Here is a 25014-nt window from a genome sequence, read left to right as displayed (position 1 = left end):
CCCCGCTGCCACCCACATAGCCACCACCGTTGCAAGGTACCGCCAATGAAAGCTCAAGCCCGCCATATTCTGGTGAAAACCTCGGAAGAAGCCGAGCAGCTCAAACAACGTATCGCCAAGGGTGAAGCATTCGATGTGCTGGCCAAGAAGTATTCGACCTGCCCATCGGGCAAGCGCGGCGGCGATCTCGGTGAGGTGCGGCCGGGGCAGATGGTCGGCGTGATCGATGCGGTGATCTTCAAGAAGCCCCTGCGGGTGGTGCATGGGCCGATCAAGAGCAAGTTCGGGTATCACCTGGTGCAGGTGTTTTACCGGGATTGAATGGCTGGTCAGACCCCTGTGGCGAGGGAGCTTGCTCCCGCTCGGCTGCGCGGCAGTCGCAATTGTCGTGCATGCGGTGTATCAGGCAGATCATGGCTGGCAGGTTTTAGGGCCGCTTCGCGGCCCAGCGGGAGCAAGCTCCCTCGCCACAGAAATTGCATCAATCCCTTGGGATCAGTGCCCCCGGCACCTGAATCACCCGGCTCGCCAGCCGATGCCCGGCCTCGGCGGCGTCCGCTGGACTCCCGCCCTTGAGCCGCGAAGCCAGATACGCCGCGCTGAACGAATCCCCCGCCGCCGTGGTGTCCACCACCCGCTCGACCTTCTGCGCCGGCACCTCGAATGACTCACCATCACAACGAATCAGGCACGCCTGGGCACCGCGCTTGAGCACGACTTCCGGCGTACCGATCTGCGCATACGCGGCAAACACCGCGTCACAATCGGCATAACCGAACAACGCCTGTTCGTCCTCCACCGTCAGCAACGCCAGGTCGACATGTGACAGCACGCAGCGATACGCCGCTTGTGCATCCTCGACCGATGCCCACAGCCGTGGCCGGTAGTTGTTGTCGAACACGATCCGCGCATCGCGCTGGCGGGCTTCGATCAGGGTTTCCAGCAGTTTTTCCCGACCTTGCGCGCCGAGTACCGCCAGGGTGATGCCGCTGAAATACAGCACGTCGTAATCCGGCAGCGCCGCGAGGATCGGCGCGGCGGCCGGGGTGGTGAAGCAATCGCGGACGGCCGCTTCATTGCGCCAGTACAGAAAACGTCGCTCACCGGCGGCGTCAGTCTGGATGCAATACAAGCCCGGCAGGCGTCCGGGCAGGCGCTGAACCATGGTGAGGCCGATGTTTTCCGCCGCCCAGCCCTGGCACATCGCGTCGCTGAAACTGTCATCGCCCAGGGCGGTGACGTAGTCCACGCAGCCGTCCTCTGCCAGTTCCCGGGACAGGTACACCGCCGTATTCAAGGTGTCGCCGCCGAAACTTTGTTGCAGGCTGCCGTCGGCGCGATGCTGCAACTCGATCATGCATTCGCCGATCAGGGCGATGCGTGGAGTGTTGGGGCCCAGGGTGTTGATGGTGTTCATACGCGGATTTCTCTTTTGTCTGGTAGAGCCTCTTCGCGAGCAAGCCCGCTCCCACATTGGATCTTCGGTGTACACAAAACCCTGTGGGAGCGGCCTTGCTCGCGAAAGCCACGCCGCGGGTTTCAGTCTTAGAAACAGGTTTCCATGGTCTCGATGACATTCAGTTGCTCATCCACCAGGCAGCCAACACGCCATTTATCGAACGTCAGGCACGGGTGCGAGGTACCAAACGAAATGATGTCGCCCACCCGCAGATCAACCCCCGGCGCCACGGTCATGAACGCATGCTGGTCCATCACCGCGGTCACTTTGCAGGCGCCCACATCATCGCCCTTGGCCGGCACGGTGCCTGCCTTGTAACGCAGCAATGGCACCGGCAAACCGGCGTCATAGGCCACGTCGCGCTTGCCCAGGGCAATCACCGCAAACCCCGGTTCCGGCAGCGACTGCACATGCGCCCACACTTCCAGCGCCGGACGCAGGCCCTCGTGCAGGTCGCTGCGACGGTCGAGCACGCAACACTGCGCTTCCTTGTAGATGCCATGGTCATGAGCCACGTAGCTGCCGGGACGCAGTACGCTGAGGAAGCGCCCGGCGGCGTTCTGTGCTTCAAAGGACTCGGCAATCAGGTCATACCAGGCCGAACCCGATGCAGTGATGATCGGCTTGGCAATGGCGAAGGCTCTGCTGTCCTGCAATTGCACCGCCAGACGCACCAGTGACTCGGCGAAATCACGAATGCCGGTCACCGCGTGATCGCCATGGATCACGCCTTCGTAGCCTTCGATCCCGGTCAGGGCCAGCGCCGGTTGTGCGCCGATGGCCTTGGCCAGATCCAGCACTTGCTGCTCGCTGCGGCAACCGCAACGACCACCCACCACGCCGTATTCGATCATGACGTTCAGGCGCACACCACGGGAGGCGAAATAAGCGCCGAGGTCGGCGACGTTGTCCGGGTGATCGACCATGCAATAGAAGTCGAACGTCGGGTCGGCCAGCAGGTCGGCGATCAATGCCATGTTCGGCGTGCCGACCAACTGGTTGGCCATCAGCACCCGGCGTACCCCATGGGCGTAGGCCGCCCGGGTTTGCGTGGCGCTTGCCAGGGTGATACCCCAGGCACCGGCGTCCAGTTGGCGACGGAACAACGCCGGGGTCATGCTGGTTTTGCCATGGGGCGCCAGTTCCGCGCCGCTGTCGCTGACGAACGCCTGCATCCAGCGAATGTTGTGTTCCAGCGCATCGCGGTGCAGTACCAGCGCAGGCAAGCTGACGTCACGCACCAGGCTGGCGCCCTTGGGCGCGGTGCCTTTTTCCACGGCGGCAGTATTGGGGACAGAAGACATGGTCGAACTCCTCGTTCACGCGGCCGCAGGTAGCCGCTGTTATTCGTTGATGCGACGGGCCAGGCTGTTGGCGCTTGCGATCAGCACCCGGCGGTAGTCGTTGTAGTTGTTCTTGGCATCGGCCCGTGGGGCGACGATGCACAGGGTCGCGATGGCCACGCCGTCGGGGTCTTTGACCGGGGCGGCGAAGCAATGGGTAAAAGTATCGGCCACGCTATCGAAGGAAAAGAAACCATCGATACCGGCCTGACGGATTTCCTTGAGAAACTGCGCAAGTTCCAGGCGATCGCCATTGGGCAGGATGAAGTCGTCGTGGTCGATCAGGTCGACGATAGCCTGGTCGCTCAGGTGCGCCAGCAACAGGCGCCCGGATGCGGTCCAGGGGATGGGCGCGTTTTCGCCGATGTCCGAGGAAATGCGGAAATGCCGCTCCCCCTCCTTCATCAGCGCGACGGTGTACTTGCGCCCGTTGAGCAGGCACATCTGCGCCGTTTCACCGGTCTGGCTGACGATGTCCTGCAAGGCGTGATCGGCCTCGCGGGTCAGGTCGAAATGCCGCAGGTGTGCCTGCCCGAGAAAGTACAACTGGCGACCGAGGTAGACATGACCGTCCTTGCCCACCGGTTCCAGGATCCGTCGCTCCAGCAGCGAGGCCACCAGTTCGTAGACCGTGGATTTGGGGCTGCCGATGCCGTTGGCGATGTCGTTCGGGCGCAGGGGCTGGCCGATCTCCTTGAGGAAATCGAGGATATCGAACGCCCGGTCCAGCCCGCGTGCCCGGCGCCTGATGGTGTCTTCGGTCATTTCAGTGGTTCCCATTCATAGTCGCCCGTAGGAGCTGCCGCAGGCTGCGATCTTTTGATCCGGTCTTGGCTGCACCCATCAAAAAACGCCAGAAGATCGCAGCCTTCGGCAGCTCCTACAAGAGCAACCGCGGACTCAAGCCTTCTTCTTGTACGCAATGCAGTCAATCTCGACCTTGCAGTCGACCATCATGTTCGCCTGCACGCAGGCCCGCGCTGGTGCGTGTTCGGGCTTGAAGTACTCGGAGAAAACCTTGTTGAAACTCGTGAAATCCCGTGGATCCTCCAGCCACACGCCGGCACGCACCACATCTTCCAGGCCGAAACCTGCCTCTTCGAGAATCGCGATCAGGTTCTTCATGGCCTGGTGGGTCTGCTCGACGATGCCACCGACAATGATCTCGCCATCCAGCGCCGGCACCTGGCCAGACACGTGCAGCCAGCCATCGGCTTCGACAGCGCGGGCGAATGGACGAGGCTGACCGCCAGCGGCGGTGCTGCCGGTGCCGTAACGAGTAATGCTCATGAGTGTTTCTCCTGACTGGAAGTGTTTATTCCGTTATACCGGAACTAGGTGTACAACAACGGAATAGAGAGCAGAAAGTTTGCCACAGGATGTGGAGGGAATGTGAGGGAGATTGGAATTTGTTTTCAATCAGAGCAATGGGTATCAGGTTCTCAATTGGCTGCTCATGAACCCATTCGAAGCAAAACCCGCGACTCAGAGCAGCTTCATTGGACAACCGCCCATCCGGCTGCTTTATTCTATGTTCAGGAAATAACCGGTTTTAGCAGCCGCGACGTAATCGGCGTGCGCGGTCCCAGGAGGGTTGATGTCTTTTAAAGTCATGATGGTTTTCGGTACGCGTCCGGAGGCCATCAAGATGGCCCCATTGGCACGGGTTCTGCGCAATTGGCCGGGTATCACCCTGAACATCTGCTCCACGGGCCAGCACCGGGAAATGCTCAAGCAGGTCCTCGACTCGTTCGAACTGACGGTTGATGAGGACTTGCAGGTGATGACCCAGGGCCAGACCCTCAACGGTCTCTCCGAACAATTGCTGGGGCATCTCGACAAAGCCTACGAGCGGGTGCATCCGGATATCGTGCTGGTGCACGGCGATACCACCACCAGCTTCATTGCCGCCCTCGCCGCCTTCAATCGCCAGATACCCATCGGCCACGTCGAGGCGGGGTTGCGTACCGGCAACTTGCGCGCACCCTGGCCGGAAGAAGCCAACCGACACCTGACCGGCGTCATCGCCGACCTGCATTTCGCACCGACCCTCATCAACCAGGACAACCTGCTGCGCGAAGGTGTATCCAAGGCCAACATCGAAGTCACCGGTAACACGGTGATCGACGCGCTGGTATGGATGCGCAAACACCAACAGGAAGTCCACTGGCACCCGGCCGCCGATTCGCCGCTGGCCGTGCTCGACGACAACCGGCGCATGGTGCTGATCACCGGGCATCGCCGGGAGAACTTCGGCGGCGGTTTTCGCAACATCTGCCAGGCCCTGGCCATCCTCGCCGAACGTTATCCCGACGTGCAATTCGTCTACCCGGTGCACCTCAATCCGCAGGTGCAAAAGGCGGTCTACAGCGTCCTCTCGGACAAACCCAATATCTATCTGGTGGCGCCGCAGGATTACCAGCACTTCGTCTGGCTGATGGACCGCGCTTATTTCATTCTCACCGACTCCGGTGGCATCCAGGAGGAAGCCCCGGCCATTGGCAAGCCGTTGTTGGTGCTGCGCGATGTCACGGAGCGGCCAACGGCGCTCGAAGGCGGAACGGTGGTGCTGGTGGGCACCGATACCGACCGCATCGTCAATGAGTCGAGCCTGCTGTTCGATGATGAGGGCACTTTCGAGCGCATGAGCCGGGTCCACAGCCCTTATGGCGACGGGCACGCCAGTGAACGCATCGCCAATCGACTCGGCGTATGGCTCAAACACCGTACAGCGGGTAAAGCCGTATGAGCCTGGTGTTTGTCGACCTCTTTGCCTATGTGTTGTTCGGACTCAAATACCTCGCGATTACGCTAGCCCTGCTGATGTTCCTGCTCGGGCTCGATGACCTGTTCATCGACCTGGTGTACTGGACCCGCAAACTGATCCGGCGCTGGCGGATCTATGAAAAATTCGACCGCGCCGATGAGCAACGGCTGTACTCCATCGGCGAAAAACCCCTGGCGATCATGGTGCCGGCGTGGAACGAAGTCGGTGTGGTCGGTGAAATGGCGCGCCTGGCCGCCTCGACCATCGACTACGAGAACTATCAGATTTTCGTCGGCACCTACCCCAACGACGCCGAGACCCAGGCCGACGTCGATGCAGTGTGCCGGCATTATCCCAATGTGCACAAAGTGGTGTGCGCACGCCCCGGCCCGACCAGCAAGGCCGACTGCCTGAACAACGTGATCGACGCCATCCTGCGCTTTGAAAACGACGCAAAGATCCAGTTCGCCGGCTTCATCCTGCACGATGCCGAGGACGTGATTTCGCCGATGGAGTTGCGCCTGTTCAACTACCTGCTGCCGGCCAAGGACCTGATCCAGATTCCGGTCTATCCCTACGCGCCGCAATGGAATGGCTTCACCGCCGGGCACTACGTCGACGAGTTCGCCGAAAACCATGGCAAGGACGTCATCGTGCGTGAAGCACTGACCGGGCAAGTGCCCAGCGCCGGGGTCGGCACCTGCTTCAGCCGTAAGGCCATCAGTGCCCTGCTCGAGGACGGTGACGGTATCGCTTTCGACGTGCAGAGCCTGACCGAAGACTACGACATCGGTTTCCGCCTCAAGCAAAAAGGCATGAAGTGCATCTTTGCCCGCTATTCGGTAACCGATCCGAAACTGGCACTGGAACAACCCTGGGTGTTCGGCATGGATCGCGCCTTTTCCCAGGTGATCTGCGTGCGCGAGCACTTTCCCCGGGACTTGCAGTACGCGATCCGGCAGAAGTCGCGCTGGATCGTCGGCATTGTGTTCCAGGGCACCAAGAATCTGGGCTGGAGCAGCAAAGGCCTGCTCAATTATTTTCTGTGGCGCGACCGCCGTGGCCTGATTGCGTACCTGTTGAGCTTCCTGGTGAACATACTGCTGGTGGTGTTGCTGGCGATGTGGCTGGTCACAGTAATCGCACCGAACGCCTGGCGGTTCCCCTCGATCCTCTCTGACAGCACGTTGTTGGCGGGCCTGCTCTGGCTCAATGGTTTCATGCTGCTCAATCGGCTATTCCAGCGCGGTTGGTTTGTCACCCGTTTTTACGGACTGGGCGAAGGACTGCTGTCGGCCCCCCGGATGGTGTGGAGCAATTTCGTCAATTTCTTCGCCAACCTTCGGGCGTTGCGCCAGGTGATGGAAATGGGCGATTCACGGCGCGTCGCCTGGGACAAGACCACCCATGAGTTTCCGGCCCTGGCCGAGGCCCAGCGCACCCCGCTGGGACATCGACTGGTGGAAAAAGGCCTGCTTTCTGAAGATCAACTCGAAGCCGCGATCACCAACCCGGTGCGCCGACGCCTGGGTCAGGAGTTGCTGCTGCGCGGGCACATCGACACCACGCAACTGGTGCAGGCCCTGGCCGAGCAACTGGACCTGGAATGGGCGCCACTCAATCCGTTCAAGCTCGACAAACGCCTGATCGACGCGGTGCCGCGCAAAATCGCCACACACTACGGCGTGCTGCCGGTCGGCGAGGAAAACGAAACCCTGGTACTGGCCTCCGAAGGTCCGGTGAGCCAGGTGTCCCTGGGAGCCATCAGCCGTCAACTGAAACGCAAGGTGCGTTGCCGCCTTGCACCGCAAGGCCGGGTGACACTGGGGATCCGCTATTGGTACGCCAGCCCTCGTCAAAGCGAAGAAGTACATCAGATGCTTGAGGTGCTGGAAAAAAATCAGGACGACGAAGACCTGATCGAGCGCGTCAGCCATCACCAGGTGTTGCTGGGCAATCTGTTGCAAGTACGCGGCATGGTGCCGCCAACCCTGTTCAATCAGGCACTGATCGATTTCGATGCGGAAAAAATGTCTCTAGGTGAACACTTGATTGAACGCGGCATGATCACACAGGAAATTCTCGAACAGGCCTTGGTCGATCAGGCGAGTGAGCAGCACGCTGCCTACTGCATTGCCCGGGAGGCCGCATGAAGCCTGTCCATCGCCAGACCCTGATGGCCGGTAGCCTGTTGCTCTGCCTGACCACGCCGGCGTGGGTGCAAGCCGAACCCCTGACCGATTTCGATCAGTTCCGCAGTTACCCCTATATGGACCGCAGTTACCGCGAAGCGAAAAACGGCAACTGGAAGGAAGTCGAACGGCTGATGCGTCACCTGCTGGGTCAAGTACCAGGAAACGATGAAGCACGGGCGCTGCTGGTGCAATCGCTGGTCAAGCAGCAACGCTACGAAGACGCCGTGCAAGCGCTGCAGGATACCCCGGCCAACAGCGAAGCCCTGCTCAACCTGCGCCTGGCCTGGATCGAACAGGATCCGCCAGACAGAAAACAGGTGGAGCAATGGATCGCCTCCAGCAATATCGAGCATCGCGTGCGCCTGTGGCAGGCCTACAGTGCGAGCCTGGCCAAGCGCGGTAGCGTGGCCTCGGCCCATGACTGGCTGGCCCAACTGCCAGCCAAGGGTGATGAGCAAGCGCTGCAACAGGCCCGGGCCAACTGGTCCGAGCAGTTGCACGATTGGGATAGCACCATCAAGGAGCTGGCGCCCCTGGCCGCGAAACAACAACTCGATGCCCAAAGCTGGCAACGCCTGGCCAACGCCTACGTGCAACGCCTCGACGAGCAACCCTTGCAGCAACTGCTGCAAACGGCGCCAAGCGCGGAAGCCGCGCGCAAGACCCGACTGGCCATGGTCGACCGGGCGATTGCCATGGGCCAGGTCCAGCAGGCGCAGCGCTGGATGCAATCGCTGCCGCCCGCCGATCTTGCCGATCCGGCGCAACGCCAGCGCCTGTGGGAACTGGCGCGGCAAACCGGCGACAGCGCCACGGTACAACGCTTGAGTGGTGAGTTGCAGCGGCCGTGCCTGGAGACCGCCGACTGGCTGTCACGTCGTGATCCGCAAGCGGCGCTGACCCAGTTGAAAAGTTGCCAGCCTGATGAAAATCCGCAAGCATGGCTGGTCCTCGCCCAGCGCCTGCAAGCCACCGACCTGCTGCAAGCGACCCGTCTGCCGGAACCCTGGGACACGCAACGCCGCGAACAGCTGCTCGACGTCTGGCGGGATGAAGGCCGCAACGACAAAGTCATGGCCTACCTCGCCAGCCAGCCGCAGACCGCCGACGTGGTCAAGCGTCGCGCTGAACTGCTCCAGGCATCGGATCACGATACCGAAGCGGCGGCATTCTGGGAGCGGCACTACCAGCAGACCGGCAACCTCAACTCGCTGAATCAGGCGACCTACCTGGCGCTCAAAGCCGGCCAGCGGGAACATGCGCAACAGTTGCTCGAAAGCGCCTTCGACCGCCACGGCGGCAAGCTGCCGACGCCCCTGCTGCAACGATTGGCGGGGTTGTATGCCGCATCGACACCAACCGCGGCACAACAGCAACGCATCGTTTCGTTGCTCAACCGCGTCGACCCCGCCACTCGCGGGCAGCTGCTGGCGCAACTGGCGGAAAACGGCCAGTGTGGCGCGGTTCAACAGGCGATTGGCGATCACCCGCAAGTCGCAGGCGACTACCGCGCCCTCGGCCGCTGTGCAATGCCCGAGCGCCCCGGCGAAGCGGTGGTGTACTACCAGACCGCCGAAAAAATGGGTGACCCGAACACTCGCCTGCCACTCGCCTACGCCCTGGAAGCGTCCGGAGACTCGGCCGGTGCCCTGGCCATCTGGCGCAGCATTCCGGACGCCGAACTCAGCGACAATGCCCGCCTCACTGCCAGCCGCGGCGCCCTGAATATCGGCGACACGCAAACGGCCGAACGCTACTGGCAACTAAGCCGTACCCGTGGCGCCAATGAGTGGACGTTGGGCGCGGCGATTGCCGATGCCCGGGGCGATCACGCGCTCGCGCTGCAACGCCAGCGTTCCGCCCTGCAGCTGGTACCGGATGCCGAGCATTACTACGCGGCTTCGGTCACGGCGCAAAAGGCCGGCGACCTGCAGCAAAGTACCGAATGGCTTGCCGAAGCGGTGCGCCGCGAGCCGAACAACCCCCGTTATCGTGCCGACTACGGCGTACGCCTGGCCGGTGCCGAGACCAAGGCAGCACGCGCCAGTTCCATCCCGTACCTGCAACGCGCCACCCAGGACTTCCCGGAAGACTATCGCCTCGGCGAAACACTGGCCTGGCGTTATGACGAGGTCGAAGACAGCGCCTCGGCGCGCAAGGAACTGGAACGCGTGATCGACCTGGAGCAGAACCCGGTGGCCGCCGATGACGAGGATGGCAGCATGGAAGCGCGGCGCTATCGCCAGCGTCGTGCTCACGAAAGCCTGTCCCGTCGCGACTCAGTCACCATCGCCAGTACCTGGTCGCCGGCCGGGATATCGACCAACGACTTCGTGCGCCCTGACCAGAGCACCGGCACGCAGCGACGCTCCAGTTCGCAGAACGTCCAACTGGCCATGTGGGACCACGCATTGGGCGATGAACCCAGCCGCGCCGGCAGCACGCTGTCGGTCTATGGCCGCGTGTTGCTTGGCGGCGTGGGCCGCTCGAGCTATGCCGAATCCCTGGGCACCGGCGTCGGCCTGCGCTACAAGCCCTGGGGCACCGCCAACATCAACTTCTATGGCGAGATCTACAAACAAAGCCAGTTCGATGACCAGGACAACCATGGCCTGAGCCTCGGCCAGATGCTGGTCCCCGACAAGGTATCCGATCAGGCCGAGGATCACCGCGATGATGGCCACACCACCACCGACTACCTGCTGCGGACAACGGCGTCGTTCCTTGATCAGGGTCGATTCCGCAACGATTGGCGGGTCGATGAAAGCGATTGGGAGGAGCGCTTCCTCTACCTCGACGCGGCGTGGTGGACCAAGGCCGGCGACCATCAATGGCTGTCGCGCTTCCAGCAAGGTCACACCTGGAAACTGCCGTTCAACGGCGCACAAACGATCATGCCGTACGGTTTCCTCGAATTCGCCAGCCAGGACCCGAGCAACGACTGGCGCCAGGACCTGCGCACCGGTCTGGGCCTGCGTTGGCAATGGTGGTTCGACGATGACATATACAACGCCTATCGCGCGCACCTGACAGTACGCACCGAGTATCAACAAGCGTTGGGCGGCAATCTGTATGACGGCGGTAACGGCGTGCTGCTGGGCGTGGAGTTGAATTTCTGATGAAGCGACTTCTTTTGACTTTGTGCCTGCTGCTGGGCACCACGGCGACCCATGCCGACGAGCGGATTTTCTATCAACCGCTCAATGTCGATGCCAACCTGAGCCAGGCGCAATGGCAGCGGATCTGGCAGGACAGCGCCCGCGAGGGTGTGCACACGGTGATCGTGCAGTGGACGGCCTACGGCGATTCGGACTTCGGCGGCGCCGATGGCTGGCTCGCCGGCAGCCTGAAGCAGGCCCAGGCCCAGGGCCTGAAACTGGTGCTGGGCCTGTACATGGACCCGGCCTATTACCAACGCATCAATGAGCTGGACAGTGCCGGGCTGGCAACGTACTGGCAGACGCAACTGGGGCAGTCGCTGGCCCGGCAGCAGAAGCTGCGCAAGGACTGGAAACTCCCGGTCAGCGGCTGGTATCTGCCCATGGAACTGGATGACCTGCACTTTCTAGCACTGGATCGCCGGCAAAGGTTGCAACGCCAGCTCAAGGACTTTTCCGCCAAGCTCGATGCGCCATTGCACATCAGTGTGTTCAACGTCGGCAAACTCGCGCCGCAAGTAAATGGCCAATGGCTAGGAGAATTGGCGAACGCCGGAATCCAGGTGTGGTGGCAGGACGGTGCCGGCACTGGACGCTTGCCACCCTTGATTCGCAATGGCTACGCCAATGCACTGCCCTGCTCCATCGGCATTGTCAGGGAAGCCTTCCGGCAAATCAGCGCTGCCGGGCAACCCTTCCGTGCCGAAGCGATGGCCCCGCAAACCTCTTCGCCGGGTTGCCACCCGACATCGGTTTTCTCCCTGCGCTACCGCCCCTGGGGCAAGGTGATTCTCGACAACCAGCACAACGGCAAGGTCGGCGATGTACAAAACCATTGAAGAAGAAGTGCTGAAAAAATCGGCGCCGACTGAGCTCAGGGCCGAGTTTCTCCAGCATGAATTCGAACGGCTGCACACCTTTTGCGTGCTGATCTACATCGCCAGTATCGTGGTCTGGATTGCTTACGACCTGATCCTGAGTTTCATCGGCGGGCAGCCATTCACCTGGCGTTCGCTGGTGTTTTTCGGTGTCTTCGCGATTCTCCTCATCACTCTGCTGTTCATCCGCGACGCCCGGCACTTCCAGAAACTCAACCTGCTGTTTGTGCTCACCATTGCCTTCGGCACGCGGCTGCTCATCGAAGGCCTGGGCAACGACCACCAACCGGCCTGGCTGTTGCTGGCGGCCTCGACCACTCTGTTCACAGCTTCGGTGTTGCCGCTGAGCCGCTGGTCATTCTTTGCCGCGCAATGGGTGACCTGGTGGTTTCTCAACCCCTTCTACCACACCGGTATCGAACAGTTTGAACTGGGGGGCGTGATGGCCCTCAGTTACACGACATTTATCGGCGGCCTGACCATCTACAGCTTCCTGACACTGCGCAAGGCCAAGCTCTACAACTTCATAATGTCCAAGCTGCTGCTGGACCAGGCCTACATCGACACGCTCACCGAAATCCCCAATCGCCGTTCGTTCATGACACGCGCCAACCTGCAATTGAACAACGTGCCGCGGGAAACCGACCACTACCTGGCGATGATCGACATCGACAACTTCAAGAAGGTTAACGACGTCTACGGCCACGACATTGGCGATGAGGTGCTCAAGCGCATTGCGCAGGACATCAAGTCGGTGATGACCCACTACGAATATGCGCGATTGGGTGGCGAGGAGTTCGCGATTTACCTGGCCGGGGTTCGCCGCGAAGACGTCGAGACTCTGGCCGGTGAACTGTGTCGGGTGGTGCGCGAGCAACCCACTCGACACCCGGTGACCATCAGCATCGGCCTGGCCCGGGTACTCGACGGGGACACACTGAACCAGGCGCTGATCAAGGCCGATGCGGCCTTGTATGAGTCAAAACATACCGGGAAAGATCGGTATACGTTTCATCAATGAACTGATCCATCCGATTCGCGAGCAGGCTTGCTCCCTGGTCCCGACCGGGCTAGTGCTTGAATGACGTCATCACCCGCTCGGCATTTTCATCGCAGCTCATGCCTTCGGGCCGGGCCTGGATGGTGTCGATCCAGCCCAGCAACTGCGCCTTGCTATGGGCCAGGTGCCGTTGCATCTCTTCGATCTGCTCGATCTTGCGGTGCAGGCCGGCCATCAACTCATCATGCTTGAACGCGCCCGTCACATTATCCGGCAGTAATTGTCTGAGTTCTTCCAGGCTGAAACCCGCTTGCTGCGCGCACTGGATGATTTGCAGGGTTTGCAGCGCCTCTTGCGAGTAACGTCGATAACCGTTGGATGAGCGCTCGACCTGGCGGATCAACCCCTGAGACTCGTAAAAACGAATTCGCGATGCGGTCAACCCGCTCAACCGCGCCAATTCACCAATCTTCATTGCGGCCTCGTTTACCTGCTTGACATTAAAGTTAACTTTAAGCTTAGCCTCTGCTCATCACTACGAGGAGTCAAGCATGTCGCCCTTTCAAGCGTTGAATTTGCCCAACGGCCAGACCATCGGCAATCGCATTGCCAAAGCCGCGATGGAAGAGAACCTCGCCAATACCGAGCAAGTGCCCGATGAAGCGCTGTTTCGCCTGTATCAGGCCTGGGCCGAGGGCGAGGCCGGCTTGTTGCTGACCGGTAATGTGATGATCGACCGCCGCGCCATGACCGGCCCCGGTGGTGTAGCACTGGAAGACGAGCGCCACCTGGAGCGCTTCCGCCAGTGGGCTAGCGTCGGCCGGGCCGGCGGTGCGCACTTCTGGGTGCAGCTTAACCACCCTGGCCGCCAGACCATGGCCAACCTCGGCCAGCAAGCCCTGGCACCGTCGGCGGTTGCGCTGGATCTGGGCCAATTCTCGAAGATGTTCGCCGAACCCAAGCCCATGACCGAGGACGACATCCAGGAGGTGATCCGACGCTTCGCCAGCAGCGCCGCACTGGCCGAGAAAGCCGGTTTTACCGGTGTGCAGATCCACGCCGCCCACGGCTACCTGCTCAGCCAGTTCCTTTCGCCGCTCACCAATCGGCGCACCGATCAGTGGGGTGGCTCCCTGGAAAACCGTGCGCGCCTGCTGTTGTCCGTTGTCGAGGCAGTTCGCCAGGCGGTGTCGCCGCAATTTTGTGTGTCGGTAAAGCTCAACTCGGCGGATTTCCAGCGCGGAGGTTTCGATGCCGAGGATGCGCGGCAAGTGATCCAGTGGCTGAACGAACAAGCGATCGACCTGCTGGAACTCTCCGGCGGCAGTTACGAGGCACCGGCCATGCAAGGCGAAGCGCGCGACGGCCGGACCCTGGCACGGGAGGCGTACTTTCTGGAAATGGCCGGTGAACTGGCCAGCGTGGCGCGCATGCCCGTGATGGTGACTGGCGGGATCCGCCGTTTGGCGATCGTCGAACACGTGCTCGACAGCGGCCTTGCCATGGCCGGCATCGGCACCGCGCTGGCCGTTGAGCCGCACTTGGTCAAGCACTGGCGCGAAGGCCAGGACAGCCATCCGCAACTGCCGCCAATCCGCTGGAAGCGCAAGCCCCTGGTGGCGCTGGCGAGCATGGCGGTGGTCAAGTTCCAGCTGCATCGCTTGAGCCGTGGGCGCAAAACCCGACCTGAAGTCTCGGCGCTATGGGCGTTGATTCTCGACCAGTTATACATTGGCAAGCGCACCCGGCAGTATCGGCAGGCGATGGGTAAGTGATCCGAAATGGATGGTGACTGACCCACCGCTTGCTCGCGAAGAGGCCAGTCCAGGCAACCCGGAATTCAGCCAGGAAGCAGCTCGTCAATGTGCCGATACTCGGCCTGCAACTGCGCCGCCAACACCCTGCTGCGCCCAAGCCGGATCGGCCCGCGCTCGATGTCAATCAACAGCCCCGGGCACTCCAGCACGGGCAACAACGACCAGTCCTTGAGCCGGCCATCGGTCACCAGCAGCAACCGCTGTTGCTCCGCCGGGAAACGCTTTTGCCGTGCGGCGAGCCATCGACCGGCTTCGCCCAATGCCGCAAGCAACGGCGTACCACCACCGGCACCAAGACCCTCGAGCCACTGGCGCAACCCGGTCGAGGCCTTCAATCCCTGCACCTGCCACTTCGGTACTGCACCGCTGGCCGTGAGCAAAGCCAGTCGGGCGCGCTGGCGATAGGCATCGTCGAACAGCTGTGCCAGCAACCCCTTGGCATCGCTCAATGCATGATGACGGCGGGTCGATGCGGAGGCATCAACGATCACCAGCCACAGTTCATGGGGCGAGCGAGTGCGCAGGTGAAACAACAGGTCTTCGCACTGACGCGGTCGGCCATTGAGCAATGTGCCAGGCCAGTTGACCGAGCCGTTGGGGGCTGCATGACGCTTGCCCTGTTTGCCGTGGTCCAGCCGCCCGGCCCGGGGTCTGGCATTCGCCCCCGCGTCGCGGCGAAGGCGAATGCCTAGGGCTTTTTTGGCCAGCTCGGCACTTCACGTCGTGCGCCGACCGCCAGCGCCTGGGCAGGCAACTCGCCCCACTGGCCCTGCCCTTCGCTCGGGTTGGTGTTCTGCGGCGCCGAGGGTTGCGCAGCCTGGGATGGCTGAGGTGCCGGCGGTGAATGCTCGCGACGACGATGGCGCAAGGCAAACTCGGCCACGGCGTCGATATCTTCCTCGGCGATGGCGTTCGCCCCACGCCAGGCGGCGTGCGCCCGGGCGGCGCGCAGCCAGACCAGGTCGGCGCGCAAACCATCGACGCCGGCGGCAAAGCAGCGCTCGGTGATGTGCGCCAGCGCCTGATCGTCGAGGGCAATGTTTGTCAGCGCGTTGCGTGCGTTCTGGCAACGTTCGCGCAAAGACGCCTGCGCGGACTCCCATTCGGCGCAGAAACCTTGCGGATCGCTGTCGAAATCCAGGCGACGGCGGATGATCTGACCGCGCTCGACCGGCGCGGTGTGGCCACCAAGGGCGACATTCAAGCCGAAACGGTCCAGCAATTGCGGACGCAGTTCACCCTCTTCCGGGTTCATGGTGCCAATCAGCACGAACTTCGCCGAATGCCGATGGGAAATACCGTCACGCTCCACCAGATTGGTGCCGCTGGCGGCCACATCGAGCAGCAGGTCGACGAGGTGATCGGGCAACAGGTTGACCTCGTCGACATAGAGCACGCCACCGTCAGCCTTGGCCAGTACACCGGGGGAAAACTGTGCGCGACCTTCGCCCAGCGCCGCGTCGAGATCGAGGGTGCCGACCAGGCGTTCCTCGGTGGCGCCCAGCGGCAAGGTGACGAACTGACCGCTGGCCAGCAGGTCCGCCAGACCACGGGCCAGGGTCGACTTGGCCATGCCCCGCGGGCCTTCGATCAGCACGCCGCCGATTTTCGGGTCGATGGCGGTCAGGTACAGGGCCAGCTTCAAATCGTCGGCGCCGACCACGGCGGAGAGCGGGAAATGCGGGGTGTCGGTCATTGTTTTATCTCGGTCATGGTCGATGATCTCACTGGCGCCCCAATCCCACAGGGTTTGCGGTGATTAGCCGTCTTCTTCTATATCCAGCAACAGATTTTCCAGCGCCTCGCGGTACTCGCCGGGCTCCTTCCACATCCCCCGTTGTTGCGCCTCAAGCATGCGCTCGGTCATGTCGCGCAAGGCATGGGGGTTGTGTTCACGGACAAAATCCCGGGTGTCCGGGTCGAGCAAGTAGGCATCGGCCAGCAACGCGTACTGGTGATCGTCGATCAACTGCGTGGTGGCATCGAAGGCGAACAGGTTGTCGACCGTCGCGGCCATCTCGAAGGCACCTTTGTAGCCGTGACGCTTGACGCCCTCGAGCCACTTCGGATTGGCCGCCCGGGAGCGGATAACCCGGTTCAGCTCTTCCTTCAGGGTGCGAATCTTCGGCAGGTCCGGCTGGCTGTGGTCGCCATGATAGCTGGCCGCCGCCTCGCCTTTCAGGCTTTCCACCGCCGCGAGCATGCCGCCCTGGAACTGGTAGTAATCGTTGGAGTCGAGCAGATCGTGCTCGCGGTTATCCTGGTTTTGCAGCACCGCCTGTACCTGGCTCAGGCGCTGGCTGAACTGTTCACGGGCGGCGGTGCCTTCGTCGGACCCGCCGTAAGCGTAGCCGCCCCAGTTGAGGTAGACCTCGGCCAGGTCCTCGCGGCTCTGCCACAGGCGACCGTCGATGGCGCCCTGCACTCCCGCGCCGTAGGCACCGGGTTTGGCCCCGAAAATCCGCCAGCCGGCCTGACGCCGCGCAGCCACTTCATCGAGCCCTGACTGCAGCAAGGCTGCGCGTTCGGCGCGTACCTTGGCCGCCAACGGGTTCAGGTCGTCCGGCTCATCGAGGTCGGCCACCGCTTGCACCGCCGCGTCGAACAAGCGAATCAGATTGGCAAAGGCATCACGGAAGAAACCGGACACACGCAAGGTCACGTCCACCCGCGGACGGTCGAGCAAACTCAACGGCAGAATCTCGAAATCATCGACCCGCTGGCTGCCGGTGGCCCAGACCGGGCGCACACCCATCAGCGCCATGGCCTGGGCGATGTCATCGCCGCCGGTGCGCATGGTCGCGGTGCCCCACACCGACAAACCGAGCTGGCGCAAATGATCGCCGTGGTCTTGCAGGTGCCGTTCGAGGATCAGGTTGGCCGACTGGAACCCGATACGCCACGCCGTAGTGGTCGGCAGGTTGCGCACGTCCACCGAATAGAAGTTGCGACCGGTGGGCAGCACGTCCAGGCGGCCACGGCTCGGCGCGCCGCTGGGACCGGCCGGGACGAAGCGACCGCTCAGGGCATCGAGCAATCCGCGCATTTCCGCCGGACCGCAGGCGTCCAGACGCGGGGCAATGACGTCACGCAAACCATCGATGATGGCTTGTACCTCAATCCAGTTGCCCCCTTGTGGGAGCGAGCCTGCTCGCGAAGGCGGTGGGTCAATCGACATCAACAATGAATAGTCAAGAGCTTCGCGAGCAGGCTCGCTCCCACAGGGGCTGTTCAAAGCGTCCGAAATCAACTGTGCGGCGAACAACTCCAGGCGTTCGCGGGTATCGCCCGCCGTACGCCAGGTCTCTTCGCTGATGCCCACAAGAGCCTCGGGGCGCGGCCCTGTCCAAGGTTCGGCCAGCGCACAATCCAGTGGATCGAACCCCAGCCCGAATGCCTTGGCCAGTGCCCGCAGCAGACTCGACTGCGCGCCCCGGCCATCGCCCCGAGGAATGCGCAACAACGCCAGCAAGGTGTCGATACGCAAACGCCCGGTGGGCGATTCGCCGAACACATGCAGGCCGTCGCGGATCTGCGACTCCTTCAAGTCGCACAGGTATGTGTCGAGCCGCGGCAACCAGATCGCTGCGTCGGCATCGCTGTCGAGTTGTTCGTCCAGTTGCAGTTCACGGTCGATGTGGGTGTCGCGCACCAGTTGCAGGATGTCGCGCTGCAACTCTCGGGCACGACGCGGATCGAGCAACTGCGCTTCGTAATACTCGTCGGCCAACAGCTCAAGGTTGCGCAGCGGGCCGTAGGTTTCGGCGCGGGTCAGCGGTGGCATCAGGTGATCGATGATCACGGCCTGGGTGCGCCGCTTGGCTTGGGCGCCCTCGCCCGGGTCGTTGACGATGAACGGATAGATGTTCGGCAGCGGCCCGAGCAACGCATCTGGCCAGCAATGTTCCGACAGCCCAACGCCCTTGCCCGGCAGCCATTCAAGGTTGCCGTGCTTGCCGACGTGGATCACGCCGTGGGCGCCATAGGTGTTGCGCAACCAGAAGTAGAACGCCAGGTAGCCATGGGGCGGCACCAGGTCCGGGTCGTGATACACCGCGCTCGGGTCGACCTGATAACCCCGGGCCGGCTGAATGCCGATGAAGGTCAGGCCAAAACGCAGGCCGGCGATCATCATCCGTCCGCTGCGGCACATCGGGTCGCTTTCCGGCGTGCCCCAACGTTCGAGCACCGCCGCACGGTTGGCTTCGGGCAGTGCGTTGAACATCGCCAGATAGTCATCCATTGCCAGGCTTTGCTGGCACGGACGCAGGTCGAGGGTCTCGAGATCGTTACTGACGCCGCCCAGCAACTGCTGGATCAGCGCGGTGCCACTGTCGGGCAATTGGGCCGGCAATGGGTAACCTTCGGCATGCAGCGCCCGCAGGATATTCAGCGCCGCTGCCGGGGTGTCGAGACCGACGCCATTACCGATGCGACCATCGCGGGTCGGGTAATTGGCGAGAATCAAGGCAATGCGTTTTTCCGCATTGGGTACCCGTCCCAGATCGACCCAGCGCCGCGCCAGTTCGGCCACGAAATCCATGCGCTCCGGTTGTGGCCGGTAGCAAACCACATCCGACTGGCTGCGCTCACTGCGCCATGCCAGGTCCTTGAAACTGATCGGGCGGCTGATGATGCGTCCATCCAGCTCAGGCAACGCGATATGCATCGCCAGATCACGAGGGCCAAGTCCCTGTTCGCTGGCGCGCCAACCGGGCTCGTTGTCCTGGGCGCAAATCGCCTGGATCACCGCAATATTGCGACGAAACGGGCGCAGATGGGGTGCTTCGGGGCTGGACTGGGCGAAACCCGTGGTGTTCAGTATCACCGAGACGCTGGCCTCATCCAGCCAGTCCTCGACCACGCCAAGGCAACCAGGCTCTTTCAGGCTGGCCAGCGCGATCGGCAACGGATTCAACCCCGCCGCCTGCAAGCGCTGGCAAAAAACATCAATGAAAGCGGTGTTCGCCGCCTGCAAATGCGATCGGTAAAACAGCACCGCCGCCACCGGTTGATCGGCGTGCCAGTCGGCTTGCCAGTCGCTCAGTGCAGCGTGGTGTTTGTGCGGATGGTAGATCGCCGTGCGCGGCAGGGTTTGCGGCTCGCCCCAGGTGTAATCACGGGCCAGCCAGCGGTTGGCCAGGCAGCGGAAGAAATCCAGGGCGTTGCCCATGCCGCCCTGGCGCAGAAACTGCCAGAGCCGGTCGCGATCCTCGGCACCGACGGTGCTCAGGTCACTGAGCTCCGGGTCCGGACGATCATCACCCGGCACCAGAATCACCTGCACACCACGCTGCGACAGTTCGACCAGGCGCTCGATGCCGTAACGCCAATAGGCGATGCCGCCGTGCAGCGAAATCAGGATCACCCTGGCGTGACGCAGCACTTCATCGACGTACAAATCGACCGAGGCATGGTTCTGCACCTGCATCGGGTTGGCCAAGCGTACGCTCGGGTAATCGTCGGGCAATTGCTGCGCCGCTTCGGCGAGCAGCGCCAGGCTGGAATCGCCGCTGCACAGGACCACCAGTTCGGCGGGGGTTTGTCCAAGGTCGGCAATGTTGTCATCCGACACGAAACCGCCGGGCTGGGTCCTGAGCAGGTGCATGGCTTACACGCTGAGCGCGGCGCGCAATTGCGCTTCGAGTACAGTGGCGTCCAGTTCCTGGCCGATCAGCACCAAACGGGTGACCCGTGCTTCTTCAGCGCCCCACTGGCGGTCGAAATGCTTGTCGAAACGCGTGCCCACGCCCTGGATCAGCAGGCGCATCGGCTTGTTCGGGATCGCCGCAAAACCCTTGACCCGCAGGATGCCGTGCTGGACCACCAGTTGGGTCAGCGCGTCCAGCAGCAGGCTTTCGTCGGCTTGCGGCAGTTCGATGGAGATCGAATCGAAGGCGTCGTGATCGTGGTCATCATGATCGTCGTCGCCATCGTGATGATGGTCGTGGTGACTGTGACGGCTGTCGATGTGTTCTTCGGAGCCGGCACCCAGGCCGATCAGCACGTCCAGCGGCAGGCGACCACTGCTGGCTTCGATGACTTTCACCGCCGGCGGCAATTCCTCGGCGACTTCCAGGCGCACGCGGGCCAGGTCCGCCGGATTGATGAGGTCGGCTTTGTTGAGGATCACCAGGTCAGCGCTGGCCAGTTGGTCGGCGAACAGTTCGTGCAGCGGCGATTCGTGGTCCAGGTTCGGGTCGAGCTTGCGCTGGGCGTCGACCTGATCCGGGAACGCGGCGAAGGTGCCGGCGGCCACGGCCGGGCTGTCGACCACGGTGATCACCGCATCCACCGTGCAGGCACTGCGGATTTCCGGCCACTGGAAGGCTTGCACCAGCGGCTTGGGCAGGGCCAGACCGGACGTTTCGATGAGGATGTGGTCAAGATCGCCACGACGGGCCACCAGTTCGCGCATCACCGGGAAGAATTCTTCCTGGACGGTGCAGCACAGGCAGCCGTTGGCCAGCTCATAGACACGGCCGTTGGCTTCTTCTTCGGTGCAACCGATGGAGCACTGCTTGAGGATTTCACCGTCGATGCCCAGCTCGCCAAATTCGTTGACGATCACTGCGATGCGGCGACCCTGGGCGTTGTCGAGCATGTGCCGCAGCAGCGTGGTCTTGCCCGAGCCGAGAAAGCCGGTAACGATGGTGACGGGGAGTTTGGCCAGTGTTTTCATCGGATGCCCTATGGCTAATGTGGCGGGCATACGGGACGACGACCGGCAACGCGGACACGCGTGCCTGAAGAGTTCGCCACCGGATCACCCCGCCCGGTTGAAAGTGAGAATCTGTGACGAGGCAGGTCTCCTGGCTGACGGTGTGCCGGCCTTGAGCCTGGCATTCGCTGCGCCTTCCCGCCGGCCTCATGGATTGAGCCTGCAGTGGCGTGGCAACGAACATCACCGTTCACAGTTGCGGGGGCAGCCGCGGCATCGACCGCGTTCCCTTCTTAGCTTCGGCAAATGCCGAAGAACCTCGAAAGCGCAAGGCTACGCATGGTGGGAAGACCGGTCAATCACTGTAGGAGCTGCCGAAGGCTGCGATCCTTTGATTTCCCTTTTAAAAACAAGATCAAAAGATCGTCCGAACGCGGCCCGAGCCTTCAGCAGCTCCTACAAAGAGCCGAGCATCATTCAGTCTCAAGTGAGAACCCTTGCCAATTGACGCCCAACCCCCGCCCATGCTCTCCTACACGCCTTGTTACGGGTGCCCTTCACAGGGTGAAACGGGAAACCGGTGAATCATGTGCTTTACTCTTAAGCCATGTCAGTCCGGTGCTGCCCCCGCAACGGTAAGCGAGCGAAGCGTCAGATCCACTGTGCCACTGCGGCATGGGAAGGTGACGTTTTCAGGTTCAGGCGCAAGCCTTCGCCCCTCGTGAGCCCGGAGACCGGCCCGCAACACAAAGTGACCAGTACGGTCACTGAACCAACAAACCCGCGGTGGGCGGGCGCTGTTCGAAACCTTGCGCGCCTGGTCGCGCGGGTTTTTGCATGCGCTCTTATTCCCCGCTGACAGACCAGAGGGAAACGCCATGTCGATCATCAGCAGCGCCGAACACACAGCCGCGAGCACCACCTCAACCCTGACCCAACGTCTGACCGTTGCCGTCTGCGCGTCGATCCTGGGCGCGTGCCTTGTGTATTTTGCCGGTTTCTCGCACATCGAAGCGGTGCACAATGCCGCCCACGATACCCGCCACAGCTCCGCGTTTCCGTGCCATTGAGAGCTGTCGACATGATCAAGCGTATTGCGCAAACCGCAGGTTTCACCGGGTTGCTGGCCGCCCTGTTGCTGACGCTGCTGCAAAGCTTCTGGGTCGCCCCGCTGATTTTGCAGGCCGAGACCTACGAAAAATCCGAACCGGCCGCTGTTGAAGTGCATGAACACGCCGACGGTGCGATGGCTGCCCACACCCACGATGCACAAGCCTGGGAGCCGGAAGATGGCTGGCAGCGCGTGCTGTCGACCACCGGTGGCAACCTGGTGGTGGCCGTCGGTTTCGCCCTGATGCTGGCCGGTCTGTACACCTTGCGTGCGCCGACCAAAACCTCGCAGGGCCTGCTCTGGGGCCTGGCCGGTTACGCGACCTTCGTGCTCGCGCCGACCCTCGGCCTGCCGCCTGAATTGCCAGGCACTGCCGCGGCCGACCTGGCACAACGGCAACTGTGGTGGATCGGTACCGCCGCCTCCACCGCCGTCGGTATCGCGCTGATCGTGTTCAGCCGTCACTGGCTGATGAAAGTCCTCGGTGCGGCGATCCTCGCCGTTCCCCATGTGATTGGCGCACCGCAACCGCAAGTGCATTCGATGCTCGCTCCAGAGGCGCTGGAAACCCAGTTCAAAATCGCTTCGCAACTGACCAACGTGGCGTTCTGGCTGGCCCTGGGCCTGATCAGCGCCTGGTTGTTCCGTCGCAAAAGCGATGGTCAATACCACGCATGACGGATATCAGCACAGCGCCGACCCTGGTGGTCGGCCTGGGCTGCCAGCGAGGCTGCCCTGTCAGCACGTTGCGGGCGCTGCTCGACCAGGCGTTGGCCGCGCATCAAATTCCCCTGCATGCAATCAAGGCACTGGCCAGCATCGATTTGAAGCGCGACGAACCTGCGCTGATCGAACTGGCTCAGCAGCTTGGCCTGGAACTGATGTATTTCAGCAGTGAACAACTGGCCGCTTATGAACCGCAACTCAGTCATCAATCGCAAATAGCCTTTGAACGCACCGGTTGCTACGGCGTGGCGGAAAGCGCCGCCCTGGCGCTGGCGGAACAGTTGGCCCAGGCCCCGGCAAAACTGCTGATTCCACGACAAAAATATGCCCAGGCAACCCTGGCATTGGCTGGCGCTGCGTAAAAAACCGATAATCTCCGCCTTTGATCATGAACATTCTTCATCTGAAGCCCTGTTCAGCCCCTTTTTTTCCCCACAGGAACCGACGATGACCGTCTACTTCATTGGCGCAGGTCCCGGCGACCCCGAACTGATTACCGTCAAGGGCCAGCGGCTGATTCGCAGCTGTCCGGTGATCATTTATGCCGGCTCCCTGGTGCCTGCCGCCGTGCTGGAAGGTCACTGTGCCGAACAGGTGGTCAACAGCGCCGAACTGCACCTGGAACAGATCATCGACCTGATCAAGAGCGCCCACGCCAAGGGCCAGGATGTGGCCCGGGTGCACTCCGGCGATCCGAGCCTGTATGGCGCCATTGGCGAGCAGATTCGCTATCTGCGTGAGCTGGGCATTGCGTTCGAAATCGTCCCTGGTGTGACGGCCACAGCCGCTTGCGCTGCGCTCTTGGGCGCGGAACTGACGCTGCCGGACATTTCGCAAAGCGTGATCCTGACGCGTTACGCCGACAAAACCGCCATGCCTCCCGGAGAGGAATTCTCCAGCCTGGCGCAGCACGGCGCGACCATGGCGATTCACTTGGGGGTCAATCACCTGGCGAAGATCGTTGAGGAACTGCTGCCCCATTACGGCGCCGACTGCCCGATTGCAGTGGTTCACCGCGCGAGCTGGCCGGATCAGGATTGGGTGGTGGGCACGCTTGAGGATATTGCCGGGAAAGTTGAAGCCAAGGGCTTTCGCCGTACGGCGTTGATTCTGGTGGGGCGGGTGCTGGGCAGTGACCACTTCAGCGAGTCGTCGCTGTATCGCGCGGGGCATGCGCATCTCTACCGCCCTTAAAATCAAAAGATCGCAGCCTTCGGCAGCTCCTACAACAGAATGCGTACACCTGTAGGAGCTGCCGAAGGCTGCGATCTTTTATGCCGCAGCGAACACCTTACTTAGTAGTAGGCGTTTTCTTTCTGCGTGTGGTCGGTCACGTCGCGAACACCCTTGAGCTCAGGGATGCGCTCGAGCAAAGTGCGCTCGATGCCTTCCTTCAGCGTCACATCGGCCTGGCCGCAGCCCTGGCAACCACCGCCGAACTGCAGGACGGCGATGCCGTCTTCGACCACGTCGATCAGGCTGACCTGACCGCCGTGGCTGGCGAGCCCGGGGTTGATCTCGGTTTGCAGGTAGTAGTTGATGCGCTCGTTGACCGGGCTGTCGGCGTTGACCATCGGTACCTTGGCGTTTGGCGCCTTGATGGTCAGCTGGCCGCCCATGCGGTCGGTGGCGTAGTCGACAACGGCATCGTCCAGGAAAGCTTCGCTGAAGTGGTCGATGTACGCGGTGAAGCTTTTGAGCCCCAGCGCGGTGTCTTCGGGTTTTTCTTCGCCCGGCTTGCAGTAGGCAATGCAGGTCTCGGCGTACTGGGTGCCAGGCTGGGTGATGAAGACGCGAATGCCGATGCCCGGGGTGTTCTGCTTGGAGAGCAGATCAGCCAGGTAATCGTGGGCGGCGTCAGTGATGGTAATAGCGGTCATGGAAACTCCTCGCAGGCTT

At 62.1% G+C, this 25014-nt stretch carries 21 protein-coding genes and 2 riboswitches; of the genes, 11 read left to right on the top strand and 10 right to left on the bottom strand.

Annotated features, from left to right (window positions below; all coding sequences use genetic code 11):
• Nucleotides 1-45: 45 nt before the first annotated feature.
• On the top strand, nt 46-321 hold the full coding sequence (locus tag ACM6IT_RS01990) for a peptidylprolyl isomerase (RefSeq protein WP_007898282.1): 276 nt from the start codon (nt 46-48) through the stop codon (nt 319-321).
• A 160-nt stretch (nt 322-481) separates the two neighbouring features.
• Here ACM6IT_RS01990 and ACM6IT_RS01985 read toward each other — a convergent pair whose 3' ends face one another.
• The 4 genes from ACM6IT_RS01985 to ACM6IT_RS01970 form a co-directional block, all read right to left on the bottom strand.
• A complete protein-coding gene (locus ACM6IT_RS01985) occupies nt 482-1417 on the bottom strand; it encodes a sugar kinase (RefSeq protein ID WP_414917375.1) in 936 nt (311 codons plus the stop codon).
• Between the two features lie 128 nt (nt 1418-1545).
• Entirely contained in the window at nt 1546-2763 is a 1218-nt protein-coding gene (locus ACM6IT_RS01980; RefSeq protein ID WP_414917374.1) for an amino acid deaminase, read from the bottom strand.
• Nucleotides 2764-2802: 39 nt separating this feature from the next.
• The gene (locus tag ACM6IT_RS01975) at nt 2803-3567 is read right to left on the bottom strand and encodes an IclR family transcriptional regulator (protein ID WP_414917412.1); all 765 of its coding nucleotides are present in this window, start codon (nt 3565-3567) and stop codon (nt 2803-2805) included.
• Between the two features lie 135 nt (nt 3568-3702).
• Complete coding sequence (locus ACM6IT_RS01970; protein ID WP_056724419.1) at nt 3703-4092, bottom strand: RidA family protein; 390 nt, start codon at nt 4090-4092, stop codon at nt 3703-3705.
• A gap of 307 nt (nt 4093-4399) precedes the next feature.
• Here ACM6IT_RS01970 and wecB point away from each other — a divergent pair, with 307 nt between their 5' ends.
• From wecB to ACM6IT_RS01945, 5 genes are read left to right on the top strand one after another with little or no spacing between them, the layout of a single operon-like run.
• Nucleotides 4400-5551, top strand: a complete 1152-nt coding sequence (gene wecB / locus ACM6IT_RS01965) for a non-hydrolyzing UDP-N-acetylglucosamine 2-epimerase (protein ID WP_414917373.1) — start codon at nt 4400-4402, stop codon at nt 5549-5551.
• Entirely contained in the window at nt 5548-7722 is a 2175-nt protein-coding gene (gene nrfB / locus ACM6IT_RS01960) for a cyclic di-3',5'-guanylate-activated glycosyltransferase NrfB (protein WP_223542766.1), read from the top strand. Before wecB ends, nrfB begins: the two co-directional genes overlap by 4 nt.
• A complete protein-coding gene (locus ACM6IT_RS01955) occupies nt 7719-10883 on the top strand; it encodes an NfrA family protein (protein ID WP_414917372.1) in 3165 nt (1054 codons plus the stop codon). Before nrfB ends, ACM6IT_RS01955 begins: the two co-directional genes overlap by 4 nt.
• A complete protein-coding gene (locus ACM6IT_RS01950) occupies nt 10883-11761 on the top strand; it encodes a DUF4434 family protein (protein WP_414917371.1) in 879 nt (292 codons plus the stop codon). Before ACM6IT_RS01955 ends, ACM6IT_RS01950 begins: the two co-directional genes overlap by 1 nt.
• The gene (locus ACM6IT_RS01945) at nt 11745-12821 is read left to right on the top strand and encodes a diguanylate cyclase domain-containing protein (RefSeq protein ID WP_414914330.1); all 1077 of its coding nucleotides are present in this window, start codon (nt 11745-11747) and stop codon (nt 12819-12821) included. The genes ACM6IT_RS01950 and ACM6IT_RS01945 overlap by 17 nt, the downstream gene beginning before the upstream one ends.
• Nucleotides 12822-12870: 49 nt before the next feature.
• Here the strand turns inward: ACM6IT_RS01945 and ACM6IT_RS01940 are convergent, their stop codons facing one another.
• On the bottom strand, nt 12871-13275 hold the full coding sequence (locus ACM6IT_RS01940) for a MerR family transcriptional regulator (protein WP_414917370.1): 405 nt from the start codon (nt 13273-13275) through the stop codon (nt 12871-12873).
• A 76-nt stretch (nt 13276-13351) separates the two neighbouring features.
• Here ACM6IT_RS01940 and ACM6IT_RS01935 point away from each other — a divergent pair, with 76 nt between their 5' ends.
• Nucleotides 13352-14575 carry an NADH:flavin oxidoreductase/NADH oxidase family protein gene (locus tag ACM6IT_RS01935; protein ID WP_414914328.1) on the top strand — a complete coding sequence of 408 codons (1224 nt, stop codon included), beginning with the start codon at nt 13352-13354 and terminating at the stop codon, nt 14573-14575.
• Nucleotides 14576-14640: 65 nt separating this feature from the next.
• Here ACM6IT_RS01935 and ACM6IT_RS01930 read toward each other — a convergent pair whose 3' ends face one another.
• From ACM6IT_RS01930 to cobW, 4 genes are all read right to left on the bottom strand, one after another.
• Complete coding sequence (locus ACM6IT_RS01930; protein WP_317850385.1) at nt 14641-15186, bottom strand: vWA domain-containing protein; 546 nt, start codon at nt 15184-15186, stop codon at nt 14641-14643.
• 119 nt (nt 15187-15305) lie between these two features.
• Nucleotides 15306-16313, bottom strand: a complete 1008-nt coding sequence (locus ACM6IT_RS01925; RefSeq protein WP_223542773.1) for an ATP-binding protein — start codon at nt 16311-16313, stop codon at nt 15306-15308.
• Nucleotides 16314-16376: 63 nt separating this feature from the next.
• Nucleotides 16377-20225, bottom strand: a complete 3849-nt coding sequence (cobN, locus tag ACM6IT_RS01920) for a cobaltochelatase subunit CobN (RefSeq protein ID WP_414917369.1) — start codon at nt 20223-20225, stop codon at nt 16377-16379.
• A 3-nt stretch (nt 20226-20228) separates the two neighbouring features.
• Nucleotides 20229-21299, bottom strand: a complete 1071-nt coding sequence (cobW, locus tag ACM6IT_RS01915; RefSeq protein WP_414914326.1) for a cobalamin biosynthesis protein CobW — start codon at nt 21297-21299, stop codon at nt 20229-20231.
• Between the two features lie 102 nt (nt 21300-21401).
• A riboswitch (cobalamin riboswitch) is annotated at nt 21402-21615 on the bottom strand.
• A gap of 194 nt (nt 21616-21809) precedes the next feature.
• A riboswitch (cobalamin riboswitch) is annotated at nt 21810-22036 on the top strand.
• Nucleotides 22037-22156: 120 nt separating this feature from the next.
• On the opposite strand from cobW, the gene ACM6IT_RS01910 reads away from it, so the two are divergent.
• The 4 genes from ACM6IT_RS01910 (at nt 22157) to cobM (ending at nt 24309) form a co-directional block, all read left to right on the top strand.
• Complete coding sequence (locus ACM6IT_RS01910; protein ID WP_223542775.1) at nt 22157-22348, top strand: CbtB domain-containing protein; 192 nt, start codon at nt 22157-22159, stop codon at nt 22346-22348.
• Nucleotides 22349-22359: 11 nt separating this feature from the next.
• Nucleotides 22360-23067 (top strand): CbtA family protein, encoded by a 708-nt coding sequence (locus ACM6IT_RS01905; RefSeq protein WP_409078974.1) that lies wholly within the window; start codon nt 22360-22362, stop codon nt 23065-23067.
• Entirely contained in the window at nt 23064-23477 is a 414-nt protein-coding gene (locus tag ACM6IT_RS01900; RefSeq protein WP_056724410.1) for a cobalamin biosynthesis protein, read from the top strand. The genes ACM6IT_RS01905 and ACM6IT_RS01900 overlap by 4 nt, the downstream gene beginning before the upstream one ends.
• A gap of 85 nt (nt 23478-23562) precedes the next feature.
• Complete coding sequence (gene cobM / locus ACM6IT_RS01895; RefSeq protein WP_056724408.1) at nt 23563-24309, top strand: precorrin-4 C(11)-methyltransferase; 747 nt, start codon at nt 23563-23565, stop codon at nt 24307-24309.
• A 101-nt stretch (nt 24310-24410) separates the two neighbouring features.
• Here cobM and nfuA read toward each other — a convergent pair whose 3' ends face one another.
• Nucleotides 24411-24995: a Fe-S biogenesis protein NfuA gene (gene nfuA / locus ACM6IT_RS01890; RefSeq protein WP_007912592.1), complete on the bottom strand. Its 585-nt coding sequence runs from the start codon at nt 24993-24995 to the stop codon at nt 24411-24413.
• Nucleotides 24996-25014: the final 19 nt, after the last annotated feature.

The organism is Pseudomonas sp. IT-P4 (assembly GCF_949767755.1).
GTDB classification, from domain to species: domain Bacteria; phylum Pseudomonadota; class Gammaproteobacteria; order Pseudomonadales; family Pseudomonadaceae; genus Aquipseudomonas; species Aquipseudomonas monachiensis.
The sequence above is the reverse complement of the archived record's forward strand: the minus strand, read 5'-3'. Positions and strand labels throughout refer to the sequence as shown.

What these genes read in the sequence shown, in the direction of transcription:
- ACM6IT_RS01980 (WP_414917374.1), bottom strand. Translation starts at nt 2,763, where the DNA reads ATGTCTTCTGTCCCCAATACTGCCGCCGTGGAAAAAGGCACCGCGCCC.
- nfuA (WP_007912592.1), bottom strand. Translation starts at nt 24,995, where the DNA reads ATGACCGCTATTACCATCACTGACGCCGCCCACGATTACCTGGCTGAT.
- cobM (WP_056724408.1), top strand. Translation starts at nt 23,563, where the DNA reads ATGACCGTCTACTTCATTGGCGCAGGTCCCGGCGACCCCGAACTGATT.
- ACM6IT_RS01950 (WP_414917371.1), top strand. Translation starts at nt 10,883, where the DNA reads ATGAAGCGACTTCTTTTGACTTTGTGCCTGCTGCTGGGCACCACGGCG.
- ACM6IT_RS01940 (WP_414917370.1), bottom strand. Translation starts at nt 13,275, where the DNA reads ATGAAGATTGGTGAATTGGCGCGGTTGAGCGGGTTGACCGCATCGCGA.
- ACM6IT_RS01970 (WP_056724419.1), bottom strand. Translation starts at nt 4,092, where the DNA reads ATGAGCATTACTCGTTACGGCACCGGCAGCACCGCCGCTGGCGGTCAG.
- cobW (WP_414914326.1), bottom strand. Translation starts at nt 21,299, where the DNA reads ATGAAAACACTGGCCAAACTCCCCGTCACCATCGTTACCGGCTTTCTC.
- ACM6IT_RS01945 (WP_414914330.1), top strand. Translation starts at nt 11,745, where the DNA reads ATGTACAAAACCATTGAAGAAGAAGTGCTGAAAAAATCGGCGCCGACT.
- ACM6IT_RS01910 (WP_223542775.1), top strand. Translation starts at nt 22,157, where the DNA reads ATGTCGATCATCAGCAGCGCCGAACACACAGCCGCGAGCACCACCTCA.
- wecB (WP_414917373.1), top strand. Translation starts at nt 4,400, where the DNA reads ATGTCTTTTAAAGTCATGATGGTTTTCGGTACGCGTCCGGAGGCCATC.
- ACM6IT_RS01975 (WP_414917412.1), bottom strand. Translation starts at nt 3,567, where the DNA reads ATGACCGAAGACACCATCAGGCGCCGGGCACGCGGGCTGGACCGGGCG.
- ACM6IT_RS01990 (WP_007898282.1), top strand. Translation starts at nt 46, where the DNA reads ATGAAAGCTCAAGCCCGCCATATTCTGGTGAAAACCTCGGAAGAAGCC.
- ACM6IT_RS01935 (WP_414914328.1), top strand. Translation starts at nt 13,352, where the DNA reads ATGTCGCCCTTTCAAGCGTTGAATTTGCCCAACGGCCAGACCATCGGC.
- ACM6IT_RS01985 (WP_414917375.1), bottom strand. Translation starts at nt 1,417, where the DNA reads ATGAACACCATCAACACCCTGGGCCCCAACACTCCACGCATCGCCCTG.
- ACM6IT_RS01905 (WP_409078974.1), top strand. Translation starts at nt 22,360, where the DNA reads ATGATCAAGCGTATTGCGCAAACCGCAGGTTTCACCGGGTTGCTGGCC.
- ACM6IT_RS01900 (WP_056724410.1), top strand. Translation starts at nt 23,064, where the DNA reads ATGACGGATATCAGCACAGCGCCGACCCTGGTGGTCGGCCTGGGCTGC.
- cobN (WP_414917369.1), bottom strand. Translation starts at nt 20,225, where the DNA reads ATGCACCTGCTCAGGACCCAGCCCGGCGGTTTCGTGTCGGATGACAAC.
- ACM6IT_RS01955 (WP_414917372.1), top strand. Translation starts at nt 7,719, where the DNA reads ATGAAGCCTGTCCATCGCCAGACCCTGATGGCCGGTAGCCTGTTGCTC.
- nrfB (WP_223542766.1), top strand. Translation starts at nt 5,548, where the DNA reads ATGAGCCTGGTGTTTGTCGACCTCTTTGCCTATGTGTTGTTCGGACTC.
- ACM6IT_RS01925 (WP_223542773.1), bottom strand. Translation starts at nt 16,313, where the DNA reads ATGACCGACACCCCGCATTTCCCGCTCTCCGCCGTGGTCGGCGCCGAC.